Here is a 22993-nt window from a genome sequence, read left to right on the forward strand (position 1 = left end):
GGATATAATTCCGTTTTGCAGGCCGGAATGCATCATGACCTGTCATGTATTCATTGTTCTGGTGGTAATAATTCAATGGGAATGATAACGTATCCAGGCTGATGTATATTTTACCTGTTCATGTTTTGGGGATATGTTTAACGATACACCGTTTAGTTGTTTGGAATAAGATAATATTTTGGAAGTTCATCTGGTTTATAACCTGTGAATTACAGGAATACTACCACCAGCAGGAATGGGCATACCGATGCTTGCTACTGGATCGTAAAGGTCCTAAAGCCGGATGGCATGGATATGACCTGATTAACGGGGTAATATAGATAACTAGGAGGATGAAAATGAGTCAGGATAGGATATACGGCAATACACCTTGTTTTTTAAGCGGGGAAAAGGTGAAAGTTTCGGATGATGCAATAATGAATAAAGATGTATTGGTATATGGTGTGCCATGGGAAGGCGCTGTAACATGGGGAGATTATACCGGCTGTGAGCTCGGTCCAAAAGTGATTAGATTAAACTCTGCAAGGTATTCAGGTTATCTGCCCGAATTGGATGATATGGATGTTTTTTCCCATTATTCCATTGGTGATTTGGGAGATGTGGATGTCGTCCCGGCAGATACGAATGAAACAATGCGACGGATTGAAAGCTTTGCAGATAAGGTGTGGAATACGGGTAAGTTTCCGATCGCTCTCGGCGGAGATCACGGCATCACGTATCCGATTGTAAAAGCATTAAGTGAGAAAGTTGATGGGCAGGTAGGTATTATACATTTGGATGCCCATTATGATAATGCCAAGGAATATGATGGGGAGATTTATGCCAGGAACACACCGTTTCACCGGATTTATGAAAGTGAAAGTGTACGAAATGAAAGCATTGTCCATCTGGGTATTCACGGTCCGAGGAACCGCCCGGAAACAGGACAATTTGCGAAAGAGGCTGGTGCAAATACTGTCACCATCAGAGATATCCGAAAAGCAGAAAGTCTGGATGGAGTGGCCGAAAAGGTATATGACATGGCCAGCAAAGGAACAGAAGCTGTTTACCTGAGCATTTGCAGTGATGTGCTGGACTTTGCCTTTAATCCCGGAGGACCTGTCGATGGAAATGGGTTAACTTCCTACGAACTGCTTGAACTAATTTACGCATTTGCAAAAAAAGGCATACGCGGTATGGATTATGTGGAAGTATATCCGCAGCAGGACACCAATGACAATTCCTCCCATTTTGTTTCCTATGCTGCCCTGTATGCTTTAGCAGGGAACATTGTTCATGAACAAAAGAAATAAATAAAGAGACCGCTTTCGGTGGGAGGCGGTCTTTGTTTTTTGGAAGTGCAGTTTAATGAGTCACAGGGATTTTTATTATTTCGGTGGAGTGCAGTAAATGGAAAAAAAGCTTTTATTTTCCATTTGCGGTACCTTTTCCCGATATTCCAGTTTCATTAAAAAATTACTTTTCGGTATTCTAAATTACGAGCAAATCCTGCTTACTGCTGCCGGCAATTTCATTGTTTTTGCTGTTGTATTCCTCATCAGCAGAATACTATTCACGAAGGATCAGTGGGTGATTGGCGCATGTTAGTTTTAAAATACTATATGCCTGACTTTTCCGGAGAATAACCAGCATGAACCCTGAATTAATAAGGGTTTTGCTGGTTGTTCTTTTTTCATTGGCAATTTAGTCCGGAGTTTTGCGGGTTACAGATTAGAAAGCGGGAAATGGTTGAATCGGTAACTATATGACTGGGAATCCAACCTGATTATTTATCACGGGGGGATAAAAGGAAACAATAAAAAGGAAAATTGGTCATATACCACAAAGATCTGTATGACTAATTAAATTCCCTATTATGGGGTTGCGTGAAACTATATGTATGTATATAATGTGTATATAAGATATATACACATTATATACATAATATACATATGTACAGGAATCCTTGCAGCCGGGAAGGAATCAATGAATTCTTAATCGGACTAATTTTACCGTTGGGACAATGGTTTTTATAAAGCGTATTTTTGGGAATCCATACCGGTAATTAGTGAGCCTATAAAATATAATGATTTTTGCAGGTGTCGTTAAATTTGGGTTTATTAAGGAGCGGCTAGATATATATATTTCAACAAATACCGGGGAGTAACATTGCTCTCCGATAAAAATGAGGGATAAGATGCAAATAATTATTTCCAACAGTTCAAAGGAGCCGATTTATGAACAAATTACGAAGCAAATTAAATCCTCCATTTTAACAGGGAAACTGCAGGAGGGGATGTCTCTTCCTTCCATACGCCAGCTTGCAAAAGATCTGCAAATTAGTGTGATTACGACGAAACGAGCCTATGAGGAATTGGAGAAGGCAGGCTTTATCTATTCCATTGTAGGAAAAGGTTCTTTTGTCGCAGAGCAAAATTTGGAAGTGATCAAAGAGAAAAAGCTTAAGGTAATTGAGGAGCAGCTGAGTGCAGTTATCACGAACAGCAGGGAAATAGGGCTGTCACTTAATGACCTGCAGGAGTTATTGAAGTTTTTATACGAGGAGTGAAATAAATGGAGAATGTGGTTGAATTAAAAAATGTTACGAAAAAATTTAAAGATTTTTCCGTTGAAAATATTAATTTACAAGTAAAGCAGGGTTTTGTCACGGGATTTATCGGCGCAAATGGTGCAGGGAAGTCGACCACGATAAAAATGATGATGAATTTGTTAAAGCCGGATGCCGGCAAGGTTAATGTTTTCGGGTTGGACTACAGGACGCATGAGAAGGAGATTAAGGAGCGCATAGGTTTTGTATATGATGACAATGTATTTTATGAAGCGCTGAACTTAAAAGATATAAAGCGGATTATTGCGCCTGCCTACAAACGCTGGGACAATTCGTTATTTTATCAGTATGTGGAACGATTCGAATTACCGTTAAATAAAGCATTAAAGAAATTTTCAAAAGGAATGCAAATGAAAGCTTCATTAGCAATAGCACTGTCACATCATCCGGAACTGCTTATTATGGACGAACCAACATCGGGGCTGGATCCCATTTTCAGACGGGAACTGATGAATCTTCTACAGGAGATAATGATGGATGGAAAACTCACTGTTTTCTTTTCTACACATATTACGACTGATCTGGACCGCATTGCGGATTATATCGTTTTCATACAGAAGGGAAAATTAGTATTTAATCAATCTATTGACGAGGTAGCTGAAAACTATGCCCTCGTTAAAGGTGGTATAGATCTGCTGGATACGGATACTGAAAAAGCTTTTGTTCATGTTCACCGTGCAGCAACAGGTTTTGAAGCATTAACGGATAATAGGAAAGCAGCGGAAAGTATATTTGGAGATTCGGTGATTATTGAACCAGCTTCTTTGGAAGATATTATGTATTATCTGAAAGGAGGAATATACCATGTTTAATTTAATTAAACGTGATCTCATCATACATAAATGGCAGATATTGCTTATTGTTCCTTTTATCATATTATTTATTATTACGGCTTCGGATACATTTTTTGTATTTTTTATTGCCAGTATTTTTATTCCTTTTAATGCCCTTGCTGTCGACGAAAAGAAAGAGACAAATATATTATTGAATTCTCTGCCTTATACACGCAGGCAAATTATCGCATCCCGCTATCTTGGTGCTATTCTGTACATGTTTTTATCCATTGGGGTGGCAAGTATAGCGTTATTTGTGATGAATAGGCCATTTACGATGACCGATATTTTGATAGGAAGCGGCACTTTCTTATTATTTTCTGCGATTACCTTCCCATTATTTTATATATTCAAATCAGGCTATATTTCAAGTATTGTTCTCATTAGCGGTCTGATTCTCCTGGCAATAGGGCCGCCTATTGTGTCGCTTTTTGCTGAACACTTTACAGTGATAACTGACTTTATTAATCAATTTACTGCCTCGGAATTATATATTGGAGTTTCAGTGTTTATCATCATAATTTATACTGCTTCCTGGCTGATTACGAATACGATTTATCAGCGAAAAGCTTTCTAAGTAAATTTTCAGCCGAAAAATATGCAGTTTAACCGGTTCAATCCCAGAATAGAAAAGGAGGAGCAAAGACGTTGAAAAAAACGTTTTCTATATTACTTGGCGGCTGGGCGGCAGTGACTGTTGGATTATTTTTGGCTGTAGTTGCCGGCAATGTTGCTGAAGCCCAGTTTTCCATTACAAGAAATGACAGGTTAATCATTCAGGCAGTCGTGATGAGTATGATCGTTGTCCCCGCTGTTTTATATTTATATAAGCAATTGTACAGGAGAATAGGACAGGTTGAGACTCCATCCTATTCCATTAAAAAAGCGCCTCATTTTTTTACCGGCTTCCTTTTCGCCACCGGTTTGGCAATCATTGGTTTGATCGTTGCCAGTGGCCTTGACTTGATTGAGGTAGACCAATGGCATGCGCCGGATTATTGGATCGGCGCCCTGTTTCTTAATATGCTTATTGCATTTTTTTATGAAGCTTTACCGGAGGAACTTGCTTTGCGCGGTTTGATTTTTGATGTATTACGGAACCGCTTTGCAGTTTGGCTATCCGTGATTATCCAAACTTTTATTTTTGTAACAGTTTCTGTTGGTGTCTCCCTTCTGCAAGCGGTGTTTGGAATGACAGCTATTGACATAACGATGCTTCCGCAGTTGATGCTCCTGTTTGTTTTCGGGATTGCCTTGGCGTTAATTCGTATTTATACTGGAAGTCTGTGGGCGGCAATTGGTTTTCACCTGGGATATCTGGCAATGGCGCGATTTTTAATTCTGCCTGCCGGATATGGAGCACCACCGATTGTTACTTTTCAGGAAACAATGTACGGTTTGGGTTCTCTGTTAATCATTGCTGTTATTATGTTTGGCTCCATTATAATATTGTTATTTTTACTTGTTATAAAAAGGACTCAAAAGAACTGGCAAGCACATAAACAAATATGATAAGATTGCAGTAATTCATGGCAAAAGCAACTTTCATACAATACAGCCATCCAGGTTGTTTAAAACTGTTGTCCTATTGATCACAGTTACGACATTTTCCGAAAAAGTGGATAAGCATAGTCGGTTAATGTAACATATAAGAGAATTATGAATATAAATTCGGGATAATATCAAATCAGTCCGAAAAACCCCTCCCGCATCGCGATTACAGAAAGACAGCCATAGAGACAAAATACCTACACACCGGATTTAAAGATCGTTCTTTATGCACTTGTAGGAAAATTTTACAGATGTTAGGATAGCATTGTTGAAATTAAAAACAGCGAGGGAGGGAACAGATTGACCAAACAAATGCTGGAAGATCTGTTACATGCTATTACAGACCTGTTGGATGAACTGGATGAAATAAAGACAAACAGTCATCAAATTAAAGATCTTTACTCTGATCTGGAAACGCAAGCAAATGATATTGAATTAAATATAAATGGGCTGGAAAAAAACCTCAAAGAATTGGACGATAAATTAGCATTGATAGCAGAAGGCAAGGAACGAAAATCAAATAGCTTCATTGCACAAGACATAATTTAAGAATGAGCATGCAGAAGCAGGCTTATTTTTTTTGCCTGAGAATTCATGCCATCAGCGTGCCTGATTTAAAAGCGGAACCAAAAACACTGACACACTTCCATGTTAAATCCGTGACCAATGTTGGTATACAGGAAGATGGCACATGTGGAGTGTGTCCTGGATTCCCGGCTTCCCGGCTTCTCCTATAATAAAAATATCTGAGGAAGTTGACCTGTACCCTTACTGCTTTGGTATACTTTGTGCAGGAGGCTGTGCGAAATGGTGAATAAATTAAACGATTTATTGAACGCCCTGCAAAAAAATAGAATATTGATATGGCTGCTTATTATTTTAATAACGTTAATCTGGGGCTACGCATGGGTACTGATGAAGGCGTCCTTAAATTATATGGGACCTTTTACATTTTCGGCATTTCGATTCACTATAGGGGCAATTACATTGCTGCTTGTAATCTGGTTATTAAAAACAGGTTTTCCTCCAAGAAAATACATAAAACATATTGTTATAATTGGTTTATTACAAACGTCGGCTGTTTTTCTGCTCGTAATGTACGGGCTTTTATTCGTAGGTGCAGGAAAGTCTTCCGTTATATTATATTCCATGCCGCTATTCAGCAGTCTGCTTGCCCTAAAGTTCCTCGGCGAGAAAATAAATACAGCAAAAATGATCGGGCTACTTATGGGACTTGCTGGTTTAGTAACCATTCTGGGCTGGGATATATTCATTGGCCAGCCCCGGGAAGCAATTTATGGGCAGCTGTTAATTGTTTTGGCTGCCATTGCCTGGTCCATATCAAATGTATATTACCGGCTGAAAGTACAACATTTGCAGCAGCTTCAAGTGTCCGCGCTGCAAATGACTTTTGGCGCGCTGGGTATTATAGCTGCAGCAGTATTGATGGAATGGAATAATCCGGTTGTTTTAAACACAGAAAGTATATATTATGTCCTATTTACCGGAGTGCTTGCCTCCGCATTATGTTTTACAGCGTGGTTTGTTATTATTAGTTTAATAGATATGGTAACAGCAACAATATCAACACTGCTGGTTCCAATATTTGGTCTGTTTTTCAGCAGCCTGATATTAAATGAGGAACTGACCCCTGGCGTGATTGCCGGTTCTGCACTAATCATTTCCGGTATCATGATTGCCCAGATTAAAAAAAGAAAGCATTCCAGCCGGGATCAAGAAGATCAGGCCACAGTAAAATAGGGTATACATCAGCCAGCATATAACTAATATGTAAGAAATACCGATAGATTCATTACAAACTTCATATTTTCCGGCATAAAATAGAATATACAAGCATCTAAATAGCTTGTGTATGACTATATAGGAAAATCAGCCCATTAATTTTTAAATGATATACAAATAATTGCAGATACACACCATGGCAGAACAAATATTCCTGTTTTGGCGTATTTTTACCTTTTCACAAGTCATACTATGAATAAGCATGTGCTTACCGGGAATTTCTGCAGACCCCGATGATGAAAAAGGGGGGTGGTGCTGCATGAGTGTCTACGAAGTGTTCATGGTAATGTTTGCATTCGGTACGTTTATTGTTACGCTCCTGACACTCGTAATCCGCTTGATCAACAAAAAATAGACCTCATTGTAAGAGGCCTATTTTCCGGATAGCTGAACCCAGGTAACAGCATATCGATTGACCGCAGTGACAGCTGTGGTCTTTTTTGCAGGCAGGAAAGCATAAAACTGTCTTACCTGCATAAAAGCAAGGCTTCCGCCATTAAAACTGCACTACTAAGCATAAGGGCTTCTAAGAAAACAATATATGTTTTCAGGAACCCCTTTAGCGGCAAGCCAAGTTTAATCATAGTATATGCAACCATCTGCCTAGTGTATACTGTAAAACAAATAAATGACAAAGGAAAATAAATAACAAAAAAGTTCATAAAATAGACATAAATTTGGATATAAATGTAAATAACTCTTAAGGGTTCGTTTTTCAGACAGGATCTATGGAATTTCGACAAAATAAGCTATAGAACTGAAGAAGAAAATTGTGTTTCGACATAGTTTGCAAACTCTGCTGTATTTGACTGATATGAGATAATAGCCATATAGTCCTAGTTAAAAAGTAGGCCGATCACATACATTTATAACTTCTTAAGCTGTGTCTGCTTTGTACATAAAAGAGGAGGAAGGTATAGAATTCACATTGAAATCTCTTTAGTAAACAAGCAGAACTTAGTGTGTGAAAGGTGGGGTAACAATAAGTACCAATGGGGGGTTACATAACGAAAATAAGAGGAACAGCAATCAAGTAAAGCCATTTCAGGATGGAGTATTTAAGGAATGTAATTTGATGCAGCATATACATTCAAAAATGATATCCCATCAAGTAATGTGGCTAAAGGAAAATATTGTGAACAAACAAAATGAAGATGAAAGCACTTGAATTAATCCAATGGGGCTGGAAGAAAAGTATTTTTATCAAGGTAAAATTCAAACAATAATAATTAGCGCCTATAACCCGCTCCGGAAATATACTTCGCTTTCACCATCGGCACAAGTGCGACATCCGATCAAACTCCCTTTGATTTTCCCGGTGTCTGCTTTGCCGCGGGGGAGTGGTGAGCTTGGGCTGACGCCTTGGTGCTGGACCCAAAAGTTAGAGTAAAAATCTGACTTTTGGGGGTCACTACGCCTGTGGGTTTCACCGATCTTCTGCTTCCCGCAACTCTTTCCGGCGGGGCGAGCATTTAGCGCAGTCCCAGGAGTCTACGTATATTTCCTCCGCTAAATTAGTCATTTTACGTATATAGAATAAATTACTTTAAATATGTCCCACCCTCTCATTGGATGCAGCATATTATTATCCCTCATATTCCCTCTTGAGTGAAGAATTCCACTCCACTATAAAAGCTTGCTAAACTGATTGCAGTGCATGTTGTATCATTTTGTAGCGTCCGTTCTCCATAAAGAACCAAGCCTTCCTCCTTTATTTCTGTACACTTTCTTTTTCTCCATAAATTATTATGCTATATTCGTATATAGGTGAAAAGAAAGGAATTGTTGTATGAACTTACAGGAGCAACAGACAAACCAGCTGCACCGAATTTTATTAATTGCCGGAATCGTTATAGCTGCAATAAATTTACGACCAGCCATTACTTCCGTTGGACCGCTGATTGGTACGATTCGTGATGATATAGGATTGTCGAACTGGAGTGCAGGGATATTAACAAGCCTTCCGCTTATTGCATTTGCTGTACTGTCTCCCATTGTCCCGAAACTGGGTAATCGCTATACAAATAACATTATCATGCTTGCCGGATTAATTATTTTATTCATCGGAATTAGCATCAGATCTTTATCATTTGTTTTTTTCCTGTTCCTCGGCACCTTATTTGCAGGTTTGGGGATAGCCATATGCAATGTGCTGCTGCCCGCGGTTATTAAAGATAAATTCCCGGCAAAGGTTGGATTGATGACGAGTATTTATTCCACCACAATGGGGATATTTGCTGCAACTGCCTCCGGAGTAAGTGTGCCAATTGCATCCGGGCTAGGATTCGGCTGGCAGATTGCCCTGATTGTTTGGGCCATTCCCGCAGTAATTGGAATTATTATCTGGCTTTACCTTGTGAAAAAGCCGGAGCCGCATGAAAAAAAAGAAATGAAATTTATTACCAATAATGATAACCGTATGTGGAAATCTTCTTTAGCCTGGCAGGTAGCAGCCTTTATGGGCTTGCAGTCATTTCTATTTTACGTAACGATATCCTGGCTGCCGGAAATTTTGCATCATTACGGTTTAACTCTGACGGCTGCAGGCTGGATGCTGTCTTTTACCCAATTTGTCGGTCTTCCTGCAAGCTTTATTGTCCCTGTACTGGCAGGAAAGTTTTCCACTCAACGTCCAATCGTTATTACACTTGGCATATTTTCCGTTTTAGGTTATGGCGGCTTGCTGGTAGGACAATCTATGGTTGTGATGGTTATCAGTACTATACTGATTGGTTTATCGCTCAGTGGTTCATTTGCGCTGGCACTGACCTTTCTGGGACTCCGTGCCCGTAATGCCAGACACGCTTCCGAACTCTCCGGCATGGCGCAGTCTCTCGGTTATGTACTCGCTGCGACAGGACCCATGTTTATCGGTTATTTATTTGATTTAACCGCAGCATGGACGGTGCCGCTCCTTACGATGATGATAGTGACTGCGCTTGTAACCCTGTTTGGTTGGGGTGCCGGCCGGAATAAGTTTGTACTTGAGTAACTTGGCAAGTTGTTTACACGTTATACTGCCAGGAGCTGTTTGTCATTTACGACTGCTGTATTATAATAGGAGGGTGAAGACTGGTATGGTTTGATTATTGGAACCTTAATCCTCCTATTTGCTTCTCTGCCCTGAGGTTCATACAGCATTAGACTAAATTTAAAGGAGATCAAGATGTCAGACATTGCAAAAAGACTGATTACAGAAGCAGCCGGATGGGTGTTAACTGCCATTGGCGCGTATTTTGTATACGAGGATACTGCCAATATTATTGCCTATATTATTTTGGGAATTGGGATTTTACTCGTTCTAACCAACTTTCCATTTACCGGCTATTCAAAAAGAAATAAGTCCCAAAAAAATGACGGATAAATAAACAAAAATTTAAGAAAAAACCCATTGCCCGGAAGTCCGAAATATATTAAAATAACGTAGATAATATATGGATTGTGAGATGATGGGGATGCCTAAATCAATATGGCTGCTGGTGATCGCGACTACAATCAACGTAACCGGCGCCTCTTTTTTATGGCCGTTAAATACAATATACATGCACAATGAGCTCGGCAGAAGTTTGGCTTTTGCGGGGTTTATTTTAATGCTTAATCAGGCAGCGTCCATTGCAGGCAATCTGATTGGCGGTGCGTTATTTGATAAAATCAGCGCTTATAAAACGATACTTTTTGGAACCGGTTTTGCGATGACTGCTGCTGTTATTCTCTCTTTGCTGCATGAGAACATTACAGCCTATTCTATTCTCCTCATTATGATCGGCTTTGGGGCAGGGATTACGTGGCCGGTGATGTTTGCGATGGCCGGTTCGATCTGGCCGGAAGGAGGAAGGCGTGCATTCAATGCTATTTATGTAGCCCAAAACTTAGGGGTAGCTCTTGGAGCGACGATTGGCGGTTATATTGCCAGTATTTCTTTTGACTATATATTTATGGCGAATGCTTCACTTTTCCTTGTGTTTTTTCTTATTGTATTATTAACTTTTAAACCGATAGACCAGGAGCGGGACAGACAGATGCATACTACGGTGGTGGGTCAAAGCGGCGAAGTGAAAAGCAAAACCGCATTTATCGCTTTACTTATTTTATGCAGCGGCTTTTTAATCACATGGATGGCGTACAGTCAATGGCAGTCCACCATCGCTTCTTATACACAGGATATTGGCATTCCATTGGAACAATATAGTACACTATGGGCGATTAATGGTTTTCTTATCGTTTTGGGCCAGCCTCTGGTAAAATGGTTTGCAGGAAGGATAACCTCGCAAAAGATGCATATTTATGTGGGGAACACCATTTTAATTGGCTCATTTGCGGTTGCCATGGTATCAGATACTTTTACGATGTTTGCGGTGGCAATGGTAATTCTGACCATCGGGGAAATGCTCGTTTGGCCGGCGGTTCCAACACTTGCAAATGAACTGGCACCAAAAAATCGCAAAGGTTTTTACCAGGGAATGGTTAACAGTATTGCAGCGGCAGGCAGAATGACAGGCCCGCTTCTTGGAGGGCTCATTGTTGATCTCTTTAATATTGAACTGCTGTTCTTTCTGTTGCTGGCCTTACTTCTCATCCCCTATTTTTCCACGCATTTTTATGATAAAGGCGTGAAACCAAAAGAGCGAAGTGCATAGAATGGAGGAATTTATCTTTGGATCGTACGATTAAGTTAGTAGCCTTGGATATGGATGGTACTTTATTAAATAGTGATGAGGAAATTTCAGATTATACGAAAGAAGTCATACAGAAGGCGCTGGATAAGGACGTGCATGTGGTCCTCAGTACGGGCCGTTGGTTAAAGTCGTGTTACCCTTATGCAGAACAGTTAAATTTGACTTCTTATCTTGTGACTGCCAATGGCGGTGAAATATGGACAATGAATAAAGAATTGCTTGACCGGCATTTGCTGGCCGCGGATAAAGTGGAGAAAATGTGGCATATTGGAAAAGAAGTCGGGGTGCATATGTGGATGATGGCGACAGACCATGTCTTCCGAAATACCCCGCCGGAAAATTTCCATCATTATGATTGGCTGAAATTCGGATGCCACTCCCTGGAGAACGGGAAACTTGAAAAAATGGTGGAGGAGTTATCCTATATCGAAGGGCTGGAACTGACGAATTCTATGCCGACAAATGTGGAAGCAAATCCTGAAAATGTAAGCAAGGCAGCAGCTTTGAAAAAAGTCTGCAGGAAAATTGGCATAACGATGGATGAAGTGATGGCTTGCGGGGACAGTTTGAATGATATTAAAATGATACAGGAAGCGGGCATTGGTGTTGCCATGGGCAATGCCCAGGAAGCGATTTTAAAGGCTGCAGATGTGGTCACGGATACGAATGACAGAGATGGTGTGGCACTTGCGATTGAGAAGTATGTGCTGTAAATGAAGATGGATTAGAACAGATGCGTGAAACCATTTTCAACTTCTCTTTACGGTGATGATTACCGCACATTGTATCTGAAATGTGAAAGGAGTATAATGATAAGGGAAAGGAGATGCTGGCTTTGTCATTTTACCGTAAAGAAGAAGTTCCTGAAGTGGAAACCGCCGTATGGTCCTGTACTAGTGATGATTGTCAAGGATGGATGAGGGAGTCTTACAGTTTTGAAAAAGAACCTGAATGCCCGCTTTGTAAGTCTGCTATGGAGCAGGAAACACGGGTGCTTCCGGAATTAAAGTAAGATTTAGTGTCTCTGTCTGTTTTAATAAAATATGTAATGAAGCTGAGGAAGACGCTGGGATGCCGGCGTCTTTTTTGTTTGGTTGTGATTCCTGGGGCCTGCAGCGAAAAAGATTGGAATAATACTGTATATATAGAAATAGGATGAATTAGAGAGTCTTGTCCTGCATCATTTATAATTTGATAAAAAATAACGGGGAGTGTTTATATGAGGTATGCAAACCCAAATACGGAAGGTGCGCTTGTAAGCTTCAAGCGCAGGTACGATAATTTTATTGGCGGTGAATACCGACCGCCAGCGAGTGGAAAGTATTTTGAAAATGTAAGTCCTGTTACAGGAGAAGTTTTCTGTGAGATAGCCAGATCCAACAAGGAGGACGTGGAAGCTGCGGTGGATGCAGCGCATCATGCAAAAGAGGCATGGGGAAAAATGTCTGTAGCCGAGCGGGCAAATATTTTAAACAAAATTGCGGATAGAATGGAAGAAAACCTGGAAATGCTTGCAGTGGCTGAAACTTGGGATAACGGAAAAGCAGTAAGAGAACCGCTGGCAGCTGATATTCCGCTGGCCGTAGACCATTTTCGCTATTTTGCCGGAGTTATTCGTGCACAGGAAGGCGGTATCAGCCAAGTTGACGATGACACGATAGCTTATCATTTTCATGAGCCATTAGGAATCGTTGCACAAATTATTCCCTGGAATTTCCCAATCCTGATGGCGACATGGAAATTGGCTCCGGCACTGGCTGCAGGCAACTGTGTTGTTTTAAAACCGGCGGAACAAACGCCGGCGTCCATTCACGTTCTCATGGAACTGATTCACGATCTATTGCCGGCTGGGGTTGTTAATATTGTCAACGGATTTGGTGTAGAAGCAGGGAAACCACTTGCATCAAACAGCCGGATTTCCAAGGTTGCATTTACGGGGGAGACAACAACAGGACGATTAATTATGCAGTATGCTTCAGAAAATATTATCCCGGTTACACTGGAGCTTGGCGGAAAATCTCCTAATATTTTCTTTGAAGATATTATGGATAAAGATGATGCTTTTCTGGATAAGGCTGTAGAGGGTCTTGTAATGTTTGCCTTAAATCAGGGCGAGGTTTGTACATGTCCGTCACGTGCCCTGGTTCATGAGTCTATATATGGAGCATTTATGGAGCGGGCTATTGAAAGAGTGAATCAGATAAAAATCGGTCATCCGCTTGACACAGAGACAATGATGGGGGCACAGGCTTCCATGGAACAGATGGAAAAAATCAAATCCTATCTGGATATCGGCAAGCAGGAGGGTGCCGAAATTACTGCTGGCGGAGATGTAAACAAGCTGGAAGGAGAATTAGAGGGCGGCTACTATGTAGAGCCGACCATTTTTAAAGGCGATAATAGTATGCGTATATTCCAGGAGGAGATTTTTGGGCCAGTTCTATCGGTAACAACTTTTAAAGATAAGGAAGAGGCGATGGAAATCGCAAACGATACATTATATGGGTTGGGTGCAGGTGTTTGGACACGGAATATTAACGATGCATATCGATTTGGCCGCGGAATTAAAGCAGGTCGTGTATGGACAAATTGTTATCATCAGTATCCGGCTCATGCTGCGTTTGGAGGATACAAGAAATCCGGTATAGGCCGGGAAAATCATCTCATGATGCTGGGACATTATCAGCAGACGAAGAATCTGTTGGTAAGTTATAGTGAGGGAGCTGCAGGGCTGTTCTAGAATTGTTATTGTATAGCCAGAAGGAAAAGGAGCTATGGTTTGCACCGTAGCTCTTTTTTTAATTAGTATGAGCGAGATTCATGCTGGTTTTCTGACAACTTCCAAGAATGAATTATCAATTTTTCTCTGCATATGCATATAATAGTCCAGGTTTAAGCAGAAATTAAAATAGGGGGGATATGATGGCTGATCGGGTAAAGGCAACAAATGAAGCACTGGCACTGATCAATAGATTGAAAGACATCCATGGAGATTTAATGTTTCACCAATCAGGAGGGTGTTGTGATGGTAGTTCACCGATGTGCTACCCGCGGGGCGAATTCCGGACAGGTGAGTCAGATATTCTGCTTGGTGAAATAGGGGGAACGCCATTTTATATATCAAAGGATCAATATGAATATTGGAAACATACACAGTTGATTATAGACGCGGTAGACGGCCGCGGCGGAATGTTTTCACTGGAAGGTCCGGAGGGGAAAAGGTTTTTGACAAGGTCAAGGGTGTTTACCGAGGAGGAGAGAAGTGAGGTGGAGAAGGCAGGTATTTAAGATAGACCGTCAAATCTCAATCAAGAGGTTTGGCGGTTTTTTATATTTAAATAGAGTATCAATGGACTATTTACTTTAAAATTTGTAATGTCTTTATAGGGTTAGCACAATCCTGTATATGTTTTATGTTAATCTATGAATAATATTAAATTCTTTGTTTTATTAGTTTTATCATGTGAACAACAGAAGTTTTAATATTTATTTGAAAATATTTAATCATAAATAAAATTTTTCTCTACTATTATTGGAAAATACTTCATTGAATGGTACTATTGTAACGAATCAATTTATTTTTAGGAGGTTAGATATGGTTAAAATTGCTCATGTGCGTGAAAAAGATAATAAAATCCAAACAGTCTGCTATCATTTACTTGGTGTAAAAAAATTAGCTGAAACATTTGGTGAAAAGTTAGGTCTTAAGCATGTTGCCGGTTTGGCAGGATTATTGCATGATTTGGGGAAATATACAGATACATTTCAAAAATACATAAATGAAGTAGCTTTTTATTCTGAAAGTACGGAAATGAAACGAGGAGACGTTGACCACTCTACCGCGGGAGGCAAGTTGTTATTTTCATTGTTTCATAATAAGGAAAATACACCGTTTGAAAAACTTTTAGCCGAAATTGTTGGAAACGCAATTATTTCTCATCACAGCAACCTGCATGATTATATAACATCTGAAATCCAATCTGACTATTTAAGACGTGTGAGAGATAAAGAATTGAAAGAATATGAAAACGCTGTTGATTGCTTTTTTCAAGAGGTTATGGATGAAAAAGACTTTAATCAATATGTTTCCAATGCAGTGAATGAACTTCAACAGTTTATGAATATGAGCCCCACACAAAGTTTCTTTCTAACAAAGTATATCTTTAGCTGTTTAATCGATGCAGACCGAACGGATACCCGTTGGTTTGAAGAAAAAACCATAGATGTACAGGACTTCCAGCATGATAAATTATTTGCCTCATACTATGAAAAGTTAATAAGCAAACTTGGTTCATTTAAAAAGAATAGTAAAGGAAATGAACAAATCAATATATTGCGTCAACAGATGTCAGAACAGTGTGATTTATACGCAGATAAACCTTCTGGGATTTATACCTTATCCATACCGACTGGCGGTGGTAAAACGCTGGCCAGTCTCCGTTATGCTTTAAAACATGCGCAGAAATTTAATAAACAAAGAATCATTTATGTTGTCCCCTTTACAACAATCATAGAGCAGAATACACAAGAAGTTCGTAATATTTTAGAGGATGAAGACCACATTTTAGAGCATCATTCAAATGTCATTGATGAAGATGAAGAAAACGATGAACAATCCGATGGGTTAATTACAAAAAAAGAAAAATTAAAGTTGGCCAGAGATAATTGGGATAGTCCAATCATTTTCACGACAATGGTTCAATTTTTAAATATTTTTTATGCCAAAGGAAATAGAAATACAAGACGTTTACATAATCTGAGCCATTCAGTACTCGTATTTGACGAAGTACAAAAAGTCCCCACGAAGTGTGTTTCACTTTTTAATGAGGCATTAAATTTCTTAAAAAAGGACGCACATTGCAGTATATTGCTTTGCACTGCCACACAACCAACGCTGGAAAACGTAGATCATTTTCTTCTGAAAGAACGTGATGGGGAAATTGTGCAAAATTTATCCGATGTTTCCAAAGCTTTTAAAAGAGTTGATATTATAGATCGGACAGAAAGACCGACGAATAATGACGAGTTGGCAGAATGGGTTAAATCCAATGCAGAGGCATGGGGAAGTACCCTTGTAATATTAAATACAAAATCAGTAGTAAAAGAACTATACGAAAAATTAAAGGACAGTTCACCACTGCCGGTTTACCATCTGAGTACGGGCATGTGTGCGGCACATAGGAAAGATATTTTAAGCGATATTAGAACATTATTAAACAATAAAGTTCCTTTTATATGTATAACGACCCAGTTGATTGAAGCAGGGGTGGATGTCAGCTTTAAATGTGTCATACGGTCTTCAGCTGGACTGGATTCCATTGCTCAAGCAGCAGGACGGTGTAACAGACATGGTGAAAAAGATGTGCAAGATGTTTATGTGATAGACCATGCTGATGAGAATCTTTCTAAGCTAAAAGAAATAAAAACTGGTAAAGAAATAACCGGTAATTTGTTGGTGAGATATAAAAAGAAGGAAGATGAATATGATAGTAGTTTATTATCCCAAGTTGCAATGGATGAGTACTTTCGCCATTATTATCAAAAAATGGAAACCGATCTGAACTATTACATTCCACAGGTAGATAAAGAGATGACGAATCTGTTAATGGCAACCCGAAAAGAAAACGATTACGTAACTGCTTATAAAAAGAAATACGATACAGAATTACCTTTGTATCTGACCGGCAGCTATAAGACCGCAGCAAATCACTTTCAGGTTATTGACCAAATAACAACAGCTATTATTGTACCCTATGGAAAAGGAAAAGAGATCATTGCTCAGTTAAATAGTGCAGAGCGAGTTGACGATTTATCCACACAGTTAAAAAGAGCACAACAATATACAGTAAATGTTCATTCACAAGAATTAACCAAATTAAAACAGGATAATGCTATCATTTCCCACTTGGAAGGTACCATTTATGAACTAAGGGAAAATTGGTATAGCGGAGAGTATGGTATTGATTTGCTGGGTGAAGGTGAGATGGGAAGTTTAATTATGTAAAGAACCTGTCTGTTTAAAAGACAGGCCTCCACTTCTAATTATTATTATTTCAATCCGCGCTAAAAGCGATTAATTAAATATACGTAATTACTTCACTTATAGCACAGTATTTACGTTAATTTACCAAAAGGTTTTCAATAAAAATTACAAGTGAAGGAACACATTTACCCCTTCTGCATAAAATTGCTTATAAAAAGAAGGGAGAAATTTTAAATGGAGATAAAAAATCAAAAAGCAAAAGAGTTTTTAAAGTTATTACTTGAGATTGTAAGATTTATAACCAAATAGCTGTACATCTCTTTAGTTAATTGAATTGGCCAAAGAGTATTCATACATATTACCCTTTTAAAGGAGGTGAAAAAAGCATGAAGAACGAAATCCAATTCGAGGTTTTTGGGGACTATGCACTTTTTACAGATCCACTCACTAAAATTGGCGGTGAAAAACTTTCTTATAGTGTACCAACGTACCAGGCGATTAAGGGCATAACTGAATCAATCTACTGGAAGCCAAGCATCCTTTTTATTATCGACGAGCTTCGTGTGATGAAACCAATTCAAATGGAATCAAAAGGAATACGCCCTATTGAGTATGGTGGCGGCAACACACTTGCCAACTATACCTATTTAAAAGATGTCCATTATCAAGTAAGAGCACATTTTGAGTTTAATATGAACCGTCCGGATATGGCTTTTGATCGTATTGAAGGAAAGCATTTCAGTATTATGCAACGTTCACTGAAAGCTGGCGGCAGAAGAGATATTTTTTTAGGAACAAGAGAATGTCAGGGCTATGTGGAACCGTGTGAATTTGGAAGCGGAGAAGGTTATTATGATAACGAAAACTCAGAACATCATTTAGGAACAATGGTCCACGGATTTAATTATCCGGATGAAACCGGTCGAAATCAACTGGAAGTCAGGTTATGGCATCCAATCATGGATAAGGGATATATAAGTTTTCCTAGACCAGAAGAATGTGATATCACACGAATAATTAAAGAGATGGAGCCAAAAAAATTTAACGAAGACAATGTTGAATCAGCAGAAACACTTTCTCGTTATTTATAGGAGGTGAATAAAATGAGTTGGCTGCAGAATTTATATAAGACCTATGATGCAAATGAGGGTCAAGTTGGAAAAACAGTGAAGAAACCAAACGGGCAGGAGTACACATTATTGCCTATTTCTCACACCACTCAAAATGCACATATAGAAGTGACAGTTGACGAAGAAGGAGAATTTATGAGGGCAATCGTACTGGAAAAAGAGAGTACGATCATTCCTTCAACAGAGGAGTCTGCAAGTAGAGCTGGATCAAAAATTGCTCCATACCCCCTGCATGATAAATTGAGCTATGTTGCCGGAGATTTTGTGAAGTTTGGTGGAAAGGTAAAAAATCAAAATGATCTTCCTTTCGACGCCTACATACAGAACTTAAAGGAATGGGCTGAATCTCCATATGCTACACCCAAATTAATAAATATTTACACGTATGTAAGTAAAGGAAGACTAATTGAAGATTTGGTTAATGACGATGTTCTCGTCTTGGATGATAATAAGCAACTGATTAATAAATGGAATAAGAAGTATGAAGAAACACTGGGGGAAAAGCCTCCCATATTTTCCAGTGGAGCTACAGATCAGTTGAGTGTTTTTATAAGATTTAATGTTTATTCACCTTCCTCTACAGCTGATGTTTGGAAAGATAAAAAAATGTATCAATCTTTTATTGACTTCTATAATGAGAAATTAGGAGATGAAGATGTTGATTTCGTAACCGGTGAAATAGCCCCCAGTACAGAAAGACATGCGAATAAAATACGCCATGCCGCAGACAAGGCAAAATTAATTTCAGCTAACGATACCTCAGGTTTTACATTTCGAGGAAGATTTAAAACTAGTAAAGAAGCTGCAGGAATTAGTTTTGAAGTATCACAAAAAGCCCATAATGCTTTAAAATGGTTAATTCACCGGCAGGGAAAAACGATTGATAACCGTGTATTCCTGGTCTGGGGCATTGACCAAACAGATATAATTGACCCCAGTGACGATGCGTGGGACATAATGCAACATGTAGAACGGGAAATAGAGGAAGAACCAGATACAGACAAGCCCTTTGCAGAAGAGGTGAAAAAAGCAATAGATGGTTACCGAAGTGATCTAAATATGAATGCAGCAGTTAATATATTGGTACTTGATTCAGCAACTACGGGGAGAATGGCTGTGCTCTATTATCGGAACATGAATAAGGAGCTGTATCTTGATCGTTTAAAGGATTGGCATGCACAGTGTGCTTGGGAGCATAGATATCGCAGGACTGAAGAGCAATTTGTTAAATTTTATGGTGCTCCAGCTACGAGAGATGTAGCTTTCGCTGCATATGGACCTAGGGCAAGCGAAAAAATTGTTAAAGGATTAATGGAACGTATTCTACCTTCCATCATAGACGGACGACATATTCCCAAGGATATTATAAAAAGTATATTTCATCGAGCTTCTAATCCAGTGTCGATGGAACGGTGGGAATGGGAGAAAACACTTAGCATCGCTTGTGCACTTATTCGGAAAACATATATTGAGAAAAAGGAGGTATGGGACGTGCCATTAGATAAAGACTCGACTGATCGCAGTTATTTGTTTGGCCGTTTGTTAGCGGTTGCAGATGTGCTTGAAAGGGGAGCGCTGGGAAAGGAAGAAACTAGGGCAACAAATGCTATACGTTATATGAATTCATTTTCAAAAAATCCAAGCAGAACCTGGAAAACCCTTCAAGAAAGCTTGCAGCCCTATCAAGCTAAATTAGGTACAAAAGCAACTTATCTATCAAAAATGATAGATGAAATTAGTGATCAATTTAATATAGAGGATTTTAATAATAAGCCTTTATCAGAAAAGTATTTATTAGGATTTTATAGTCAACGTCGGGAACTGTATAAGAAAAAAGAATCAAATATTGAAAGTGAGGAGACAAACAAATGAGTGTACTTGATCACAAAATTGATTTTGCAGTAGTTTTAACTGTTAATAAGGCTAATCCAAACGGTGATCCATTAAACGGAAATCGTCCACGTCAAAATTATGATGGACATGGGGAGATTTCTGACGTGGCGATTAAACGGAAAATTCGTAACCGTTTACAGGATATGGGAGAAGCTGTCTTTGTCCAATCTAATGATCGTAAAATAGATGAGTATAAGAGTTTAAAAGAAAGAGCGGAGTCGGATGAAACTTTAGCAAGAATGCTAAAGGATAAAAAAGCATCAGCCGATGATTTTGCTACTATTGCATGCGAGAAATGGATTGATGTCCGTGGCTTTGGGCAGGTGTTTGCATTTAAGGGATCTAACCTATCCGTGGGTGTCCGGGGACCTGTTTCTATTCAAACTGCAACTAGTATAGATCCAATAGACATTACGAGCTTACAGATTACTAAAAGTGTAAATTCCGTTACCAGTGAATCTAGGAGTTCTGACACAATGGGAATGAAACATCGTGTAGATTTCGGTGTTTATGTATTTAAAGGAAGTATTAATACCCAATTAGCAGAAAAGACAGGTTTTACAAAAGACGATGCAGAAAAAATTAAGCAAGCGTTAATTACATTGTTTGAAAATGATAGTTCGTCAGCAAGACCTGATGGTAGCATGGAGGTTCATAAAGTATATTGGTGGGAACATACTTCCAAGCTTGGACAATATTCTTCTGCAAAAGTACATCGCTCTTTACAGATAGAAGCTAAAAATGATGCACCTAAAGCTTTTGACAAAGAAAATTATGCTGTAGAGCTACAAGAATTGGATGGACTAGCGGTGGAAGTATTAGATGGTCAATAGTACAGAAGATAATTATTTAATGCTGTCAGGTCTTCAGCACTTTCAGTTTTGCCGTCGCCAGTGGGCATTGATTCATATTGAGCAACAGTGGGAAGAGAATGTAAAAACAATTGAAGGACAACATTTGCATCAAAAAGCTGATCAGCCGTTCACCCGTGAAAAACGGGGGGAAAGGCTGATCGTGCGTGCAATGCCCATACAATCTCATCGATTAAAATTGAATGGGATTTGTGATGTGGTTGAATTTATTAAAAACCCCGATGGTATAGAATTAGCAGAAGTGGAAGGTTCCTATTTAGCCTATCCTGTTGAATACAAGCGGGGGAAGCCCAAGAAAGGTGATGAAGATGTAGTTCAGTTAGTAGCTCAGGCAATGTGTTTGGAAGAAATGCTACTTTGTGATGTTGATACAGGATATCTCTTTTATAATGAAATCAGACATCGTATTGAAGTTCCAATCACTGCAGAATTAAGAAATAAAGTAATTGAAATGGCGAAGGAAATGCATCATTACTATGAAAACCGTTATACTCCCAAAGTAAAAACAGGACCACACTGCAAAAGTTGTTCTTTGCAGGAGGTTTGTTTACCCAGACTTATGAATAAGCGTACAGTGAAAAGTTATATTGAAAGGAAGTTGAACGAGTGAAAAAAATGTTAAATACATTATTTGTTACCCAACCAGATGTCTATTTATCATTAGATGGGGATAATATAGTGTTGAAAAAAGAAAAGAGTCAACTTGGAAGACTTCCTTTACATAACTTGGAGAGTATTGTTAGCTTTGGTTATACAGGTGCCAGCCCGGCATTAATGGGATATTGTGCTGACCGCAATATTTCAATCGCATTTTTGACGAAGAATGGAAGGTTTTTAGCCCGCGTTATTGGAGAAAGCCGAGGGAATGTCACACTGAGAAAAAAACAATATCGTTTATCAGATGATGAAGTTGAATCAGCAAAAATCGCTCGGAATTTTATAATAGGAAAAGTTTATAATAATAAATGGATTTTGGAAAGAATGACAAGAAATTATCCATTACGTATTGATGTAGAACAATTTAAGGATTTATCAAAACATCTTACTTCAATTCTCCAAGAAGTAAAAATATGTGAAGAACTTGATAGTTTGCGTGGTTGGGAAGGACAGGCTGCAATTAGTTATAATAAAGTCTTTAATTCTATGATCTTGCAACAAAAAGATGATTTTCACTTCCATTTACGCTCCAGGAGACCACCAAAAGATAATGTAAATGCAATGCTGTCTTTTGCTTACACACTCCTTGCAAACGACACAGCAGCCGCTCTGGAAACCGTTGGGCTTGATGCATATGTTGGTTTTATGCACAGAGATAGACCTGGACGTGCATCCCTAGCTCTTGATCTTATGGAAGAGCTAAGAGGAGTATTTGCGGATAAATTTGTTTTATCTCTTATAAACCGTAAGGAAATAACAAAGGACAGCTTTTTGAAAAAAGAAAACGAAGCAGTATTAATGACGGATGAAGCGAGAAAGACTTTCTTAAAAGCATGGCAAGTTAAAAAGCAGGAAAAGATTACCCATCCTTTTTTAGGGGAAAAAATAACTTGGGGGCTTATTCCATATGCTCAAGCATTATTACTGGCTCGATATTTACGAGGAGATTTAGACGAATATCCGCCTTTTTTATGGAAGTAGGTGAAT

The 22993-nt window shown here is 39.0% G+C and carries 23 protein-coding genes; all 23 read left to right on the plus strand.

Features of this window, described 5'->3' with window-relative positions; genetic code table 11:
- Positions 1-338 precede the first annotated feature (338 nt).
- The 23 genes from GHD25_RS14930 to cas1c all read left to right on the plus strand — a co-directional run bounded on the left by GHD25_RS14930 (position 339) and on the right by cas1c (position 22987).
- The gene (locus GHD25_RS14930; protein WP_164218249.1) at positions 339-1292 is read left to right on the plus strand and encodes an agmatinase family protein; all 954 of its coding nucleotides are present in this window, start codon (positions 339-341) and stop codon (positions 1290-1292) included.
- Between the two features lie 97 nt (positions 1293-1389).
- Entirely contained in the window at positions 1390-1587 is a 198-nt protein-coding gene (locus tag GHD25_RS14935; RefSeq protein ID WP_164218251.1) for a hypothetical protein, read from the plus strand.
- A 589-nt stretch (positions 1588-2176) separates the two neighbouring features.
- Complete coding sequence (locus GHD25_RS14940; protein WP_164218253.1) at positions 2177-2548, plus strand: GntR family transcriptional regulator; 372 nt, start codon at positions 2177-2179, stop codon at positions 2546-2548.
- A gap of 5 nt (positions 2549-2553) precedes the next feature.
- Positions 2554-3420, plus strand: coding sequence for an ABC transporter ATP-binding protein (locus tag GHD25_RS14945; protein WP_164218255.1), 867 nt, complete (start codon positions 2554-2556; stop codon positions 3418-3420).
- Positions 3413-4018, plus strand: coding sequence for an ABC-2 transporter permease (locus GHD25_RS14950; protein ID WP_164218257.1), 606 nt, complete (start codon positions 3413-3415; stop codon positions 4016-4018). The genes GHD25_RS14945 and GHD25_RS14950 overlap by 8 nt, the downstream gene beginning before the upstream one ends.
- A 71-nt stretch (positions 4019-4089) precedes the next feature.
- Positions 4090-4953: a CPBP family intramembrane glutamic endopeptidase gene (locus GHD25_RS14955; protein ID WP_164218259.1), complete on the plus strand. Its 864-nt coding sequence runs from the start codon at positions 4090-4092 to the stop codon at positions 4951-4953.
- Between the two features lie 339 nt (positions 4954-5292).
- On the plus strand, positions 5293-5541 hold the full coding sequence (locus GHD25_RS14960; protein WP_164218261.1) for a hypothetical protein: 249 nt from the start codon (positions 5293-5295) through the stop codon (positions 5539-5541).
- 258 nt (positions 5542-5799) lie between these two features.
- On the plus strand, positions 5800-6753 hold the full coding sequence (locus tag GHD25_RS14965) for a DMT family transporter (protein WP_164218263.1): 954 nt from the start codon (positions 5800-5802) through the stop codon (positions 6751-6753).
- A gap of 301 nt (positions 6754-7054) precedes the next feature.
- Positions 7055-7150 (plus strand): putative holin-like toxin, encoded by a 96-nt coding sequence (locus GHD25_RS20030; RefSeq protein ID WP_240452378.1) that lies wholly within the window; start codon positions 7055-7057, stop codon positions 7148-7150.
- 822 nt (positions 7151-7972) lie between these two features.
- A complete protein-coding gene (locus GHD25_RS14975; protein WP_164218266.1) occupies positions 7973-8185 on the plus strand; it encodes a hypothetical protein in 213 nt (70 codons plus the stop codon).
- Positions 8186-8584: 399 nt separating this feature from the next.
- On the plus strand, positions 8585-9787 hold the full coding sequence (locus GHD25_RS14980; protein ID WP_164218268.1) for a CynX/NimT family MFS transporter: 1203 nt from the start codon (positions 8585-8587) through the stop codon (positions 9785-9787).
- A 174-nt stretch (positions 9788-9961) separates the two neighbouring features.
- Positions 9962-10159 (plus strand): hypothetical protein, encoded by a 198-nt coding sequence (locus GHD25_RS14985; RefSeq protein WP_164218270.1) that lies wholly within the window; start codon positions 9962-9964, stop codon positions 10157-10159.
- A gap of 91 nt (positions 10160-10250) precedes the next feature.
- A complete protein-coding gene (locus GHD25_RS14990; protein WP_164218272.1) occupies positions 10251-11432 on the plus strand; it encodes an MDR family MFS transporter in 1182 nt (393 codons plus the stop codon).
- Positions 11433-11449: 17 nt separating this feature from the next.
- Positions 11450-12184 carry a Cof-type HAD-IIB family hydrolase gene (locus tag GHD25_RS14995; protein ID WP_276207839.1) on the plus strand — a complete coding sequence of 245 codons (735 nt, stop codon included), beginning with the start codon at positions 11450-11452 and terminating at the stop codon, positions 12182-12184.
- A 122-nt stretch (positions 12185-12306) separates the two neighbouring features.
- Positions 12307-12483 (plus strand): cold-shock protein, encoded by a 177-nt coding sequence (locus GHD25_RS15000; protein WP_164218274.1) that lies wholly within the window; start codon positions 12307-12309, stop codon positions 12481-12483.
- Between the two features lie 207 nt (positions 12484-12690).
- Positions 12691-14211: an acetaldehyde dehydrogenase ExaC gene (gene exaC / locus GHD25_RS15005; protein WP_164218276.1), complete on the plus strand. Its 1521-nt coding sequence runs from the start codon at positions 12691-12693 to the stop codon at positions 14209-14211.
- Between the two features lie 182 nt (positions 14212-14393).
- The gene (locus GHD25_RS15010; RefSeq protein ID WP_164218278.1) at positions 14394-14759 is read left to right on the plus strand and encodes a DUF779 domain-containing protein; all 366 of its coding nucleotides are present in this window, start codon (positions 14394-14396) and stop codon (positions 14757-14759) included.
- A 307-nt stretch (positions 14760-15066) separates the two neighbouring features.
- Complete coding sequence (gene cas3, locus GHD25_RS15015; protein ID WP_164218280.1) at positions 15067-17475, plus strand: CRISPR-associated helicase Cas3'; 2409 nt, start codon at positions 15067-15069, stop codon at positions 17473-17475.
- 365 nt (positions 17476-17840) lie between these two features.
- On the plus strand, positions 17841-18545 hold the full coding sequence (gene cas5c / locus GHD25_RS15020; protein ID WP_164218282.1) for a type I-C CRISPR-associated protein Cas5c: 705 nt from the start codon (positions 17841-17843) through the stop codon (positions 18543-18545).
- A 12-nt stretch (positions 18546-18557) separates the two neighbouring features.
- On the plus strand, positions 18558-20456 hold the full coding sequence (gene cas8c / locus GHD25_RS15025; protein WP_164218284.1) for a type I-C CRISPR-associated protein Cas8c/Csd1: 1899 nt from the start codon (positions 18558-18560) through the stop codon (positions 20454-20456).
- Positions 20453-21310 carry a type I-C CRISPR-associated protein Cas7/Csd2 gene (gene cas7c, locus GHD25_RS15030; RefSeq protein ID WP_164218286.1) on the plus strand — a complete coding sequence of 286 codons (858 nt, stop codon included), beginning with the start codon at positions 20453-20455 and terminating at the stop codon, positions 21308-21310. Before cas8c ends, cas7c begins: the two co-directional genes overlap by 4 nt.
- Complete coding sequence (gene cas4 / locus GHD25_RS15035; RefSeq protein ID WP_164218288.1) at positions 21300-21959, plus strand: CRISPR-associated protein Cas4; 660 nt, start codon at positions 21300-21302, stop codon at positions 21957-21959. The genes cas7c and cas4 overlap by 11 nt, the downstream gene beginning before the upstream one ends.
- On the plus strand, positions 21956-22987 hold the full coding sequence (gene cas1c, locus GHD25_RS15040; RefSeq protein WP_164218290.1) for a type I-C CRISPR-associated endonuclease Cas1c: 1032 nt from the start codon (positions 21956-21958) through the stop codon (positions 22985-22987). Before cas4 ends, cas1c begins: the two co-directional genes overlap by 4 nt.
- Positions 22988-22993 lie beyond the last annotated feature (6 nt).

The sequence above is a fragment of the Virgibacillus aidingensis genome (assembly GCF_010994035.1).
Taxonomy (GTDB): domain Bacteria; phylum Bacillota; class Bacilli; order Bacillales; family Amphibacillaceae; genus Virgibacillus_N.

Bases quoted from the DNA above. Each gene is read 5' to 3' on its own strand.
- cas7c (WP_164218286.1), top strand. From the start codon at position 20,453: ATGAGTGTACTTGATCACAAAATTGATTTTGCAGTAGTTTTAACTGTT.
- exaC (WP_164218276.1), top strand. From the start codon at position 12,691: ATGAGGTATGCAAACCCAAATACGGAAGGTGCGCTTGTAAGCTTCAAG.
- GHD25_RS15010 (WP_164218278.1), top strand. From the start codon at position 14,394: ATGGCTGATCGGGTAAAGGCAACAAATGAAGCACTGGCACTGATCAAT.
- GHD25_RS14980 (WP_164218268.1), top strand. From the start codon at position 8,585: ATGAACTTACAGGAGCAACAGACAAACCAGCTGCACCGAATTTTATTA.
- GHD25_RS14990 (WP_164218272.1), top strand. From the start codon at position 10,251: ATGCCTAAATCAATATGGCTGCTGGTGATCGCGACTACAATCAACGTA.
- GHD25_RS14940 (WP_164218253.1), top strand. From the start codon at position 2,177: ATGCAAATAATTATTTCCAACAGTTCAAAGGAGCCGATTTATGAACAA.
- GHD25_RS14965 (WP_164218263.1), top strand. From the start codon at position 5,800: ATGGTGAATAAATTAAACGATTTATTGAACGCCCTGCAAAAAAATAGA.
- cas8c (WP_164218284.1), top strand. From the start codon at position 18,558: ATGAGTTGGCTGCAGAATTTATATAAGACCTATGATGCAAATGAGGGT.
- cas4 (WP_164218288.1), top strand. From the start codon at position 21,300: ATGGTCAATAGTACAGAAGATAATTATTTAATGCTGTCAGGTCTTCAG.
- GHD25_RS14975 (WP_164218266.1), top strand. From the start codon at position 7,973: ATGGGGCTGGAAGAAAAGTATTTTTATCAAGGTAAAATTCAAACAATA.
- GHD25_RS14950 (WP_164218257.1), top strand. From the start codon at position 3,413: ATGTTTAATTTAATTAAACGTGATCTCATCATACATAAATGGCAGATA.
- GHD25_RS14935 (WP_164218251.1), top strand. From the start codon at position 1,390: ATGGAAAAAAAGCTTTTATTTTCCATTTGCGGTACCTTTTCCCGATAT.
- cas3 (WP_164218280.1), top strand. From the start codon at position 15,067: ATGGTTAAAATTGCTCATGTGCGTGAAAAAGATAATAAAATCCAAACA.
- GHD25_RS14985 (WP_164218270.1), top strand. From the start codon at position 9,962: ATGTCAGACATTGCAAAAAGACTGATTACAGAAGCAGCCGGATGGGTG.
- GHD25_RS20030 (WP_240452378.1), top strand. From the start codon at position 7,055: ATGAGTGTCTACGAAGTGTTCATGGTAATGTTTGCATTCGGTACGTTT.
- cas5c (WP_164218282.1), top strand. From the start codon at position 17,841: ATGAAGAACGAAATCCAATTCGAGGTTTTTGGGGACTATGCACTTTTT.
- GHD25_RS14945 (WP_164218255.1), top strand. From the start codon at position 2,554: ATGGAGAATGTGGTTGAATTAAAAAATGTTACGAAAAAATTTAAAGAT.
- GHD25_RS14930 (WP_164218249.1), top strand. From the start codon at position 339: ATGAGTCAGGATAGGATATACGGCAATACACCTTGTTTTTTAAGCGGG.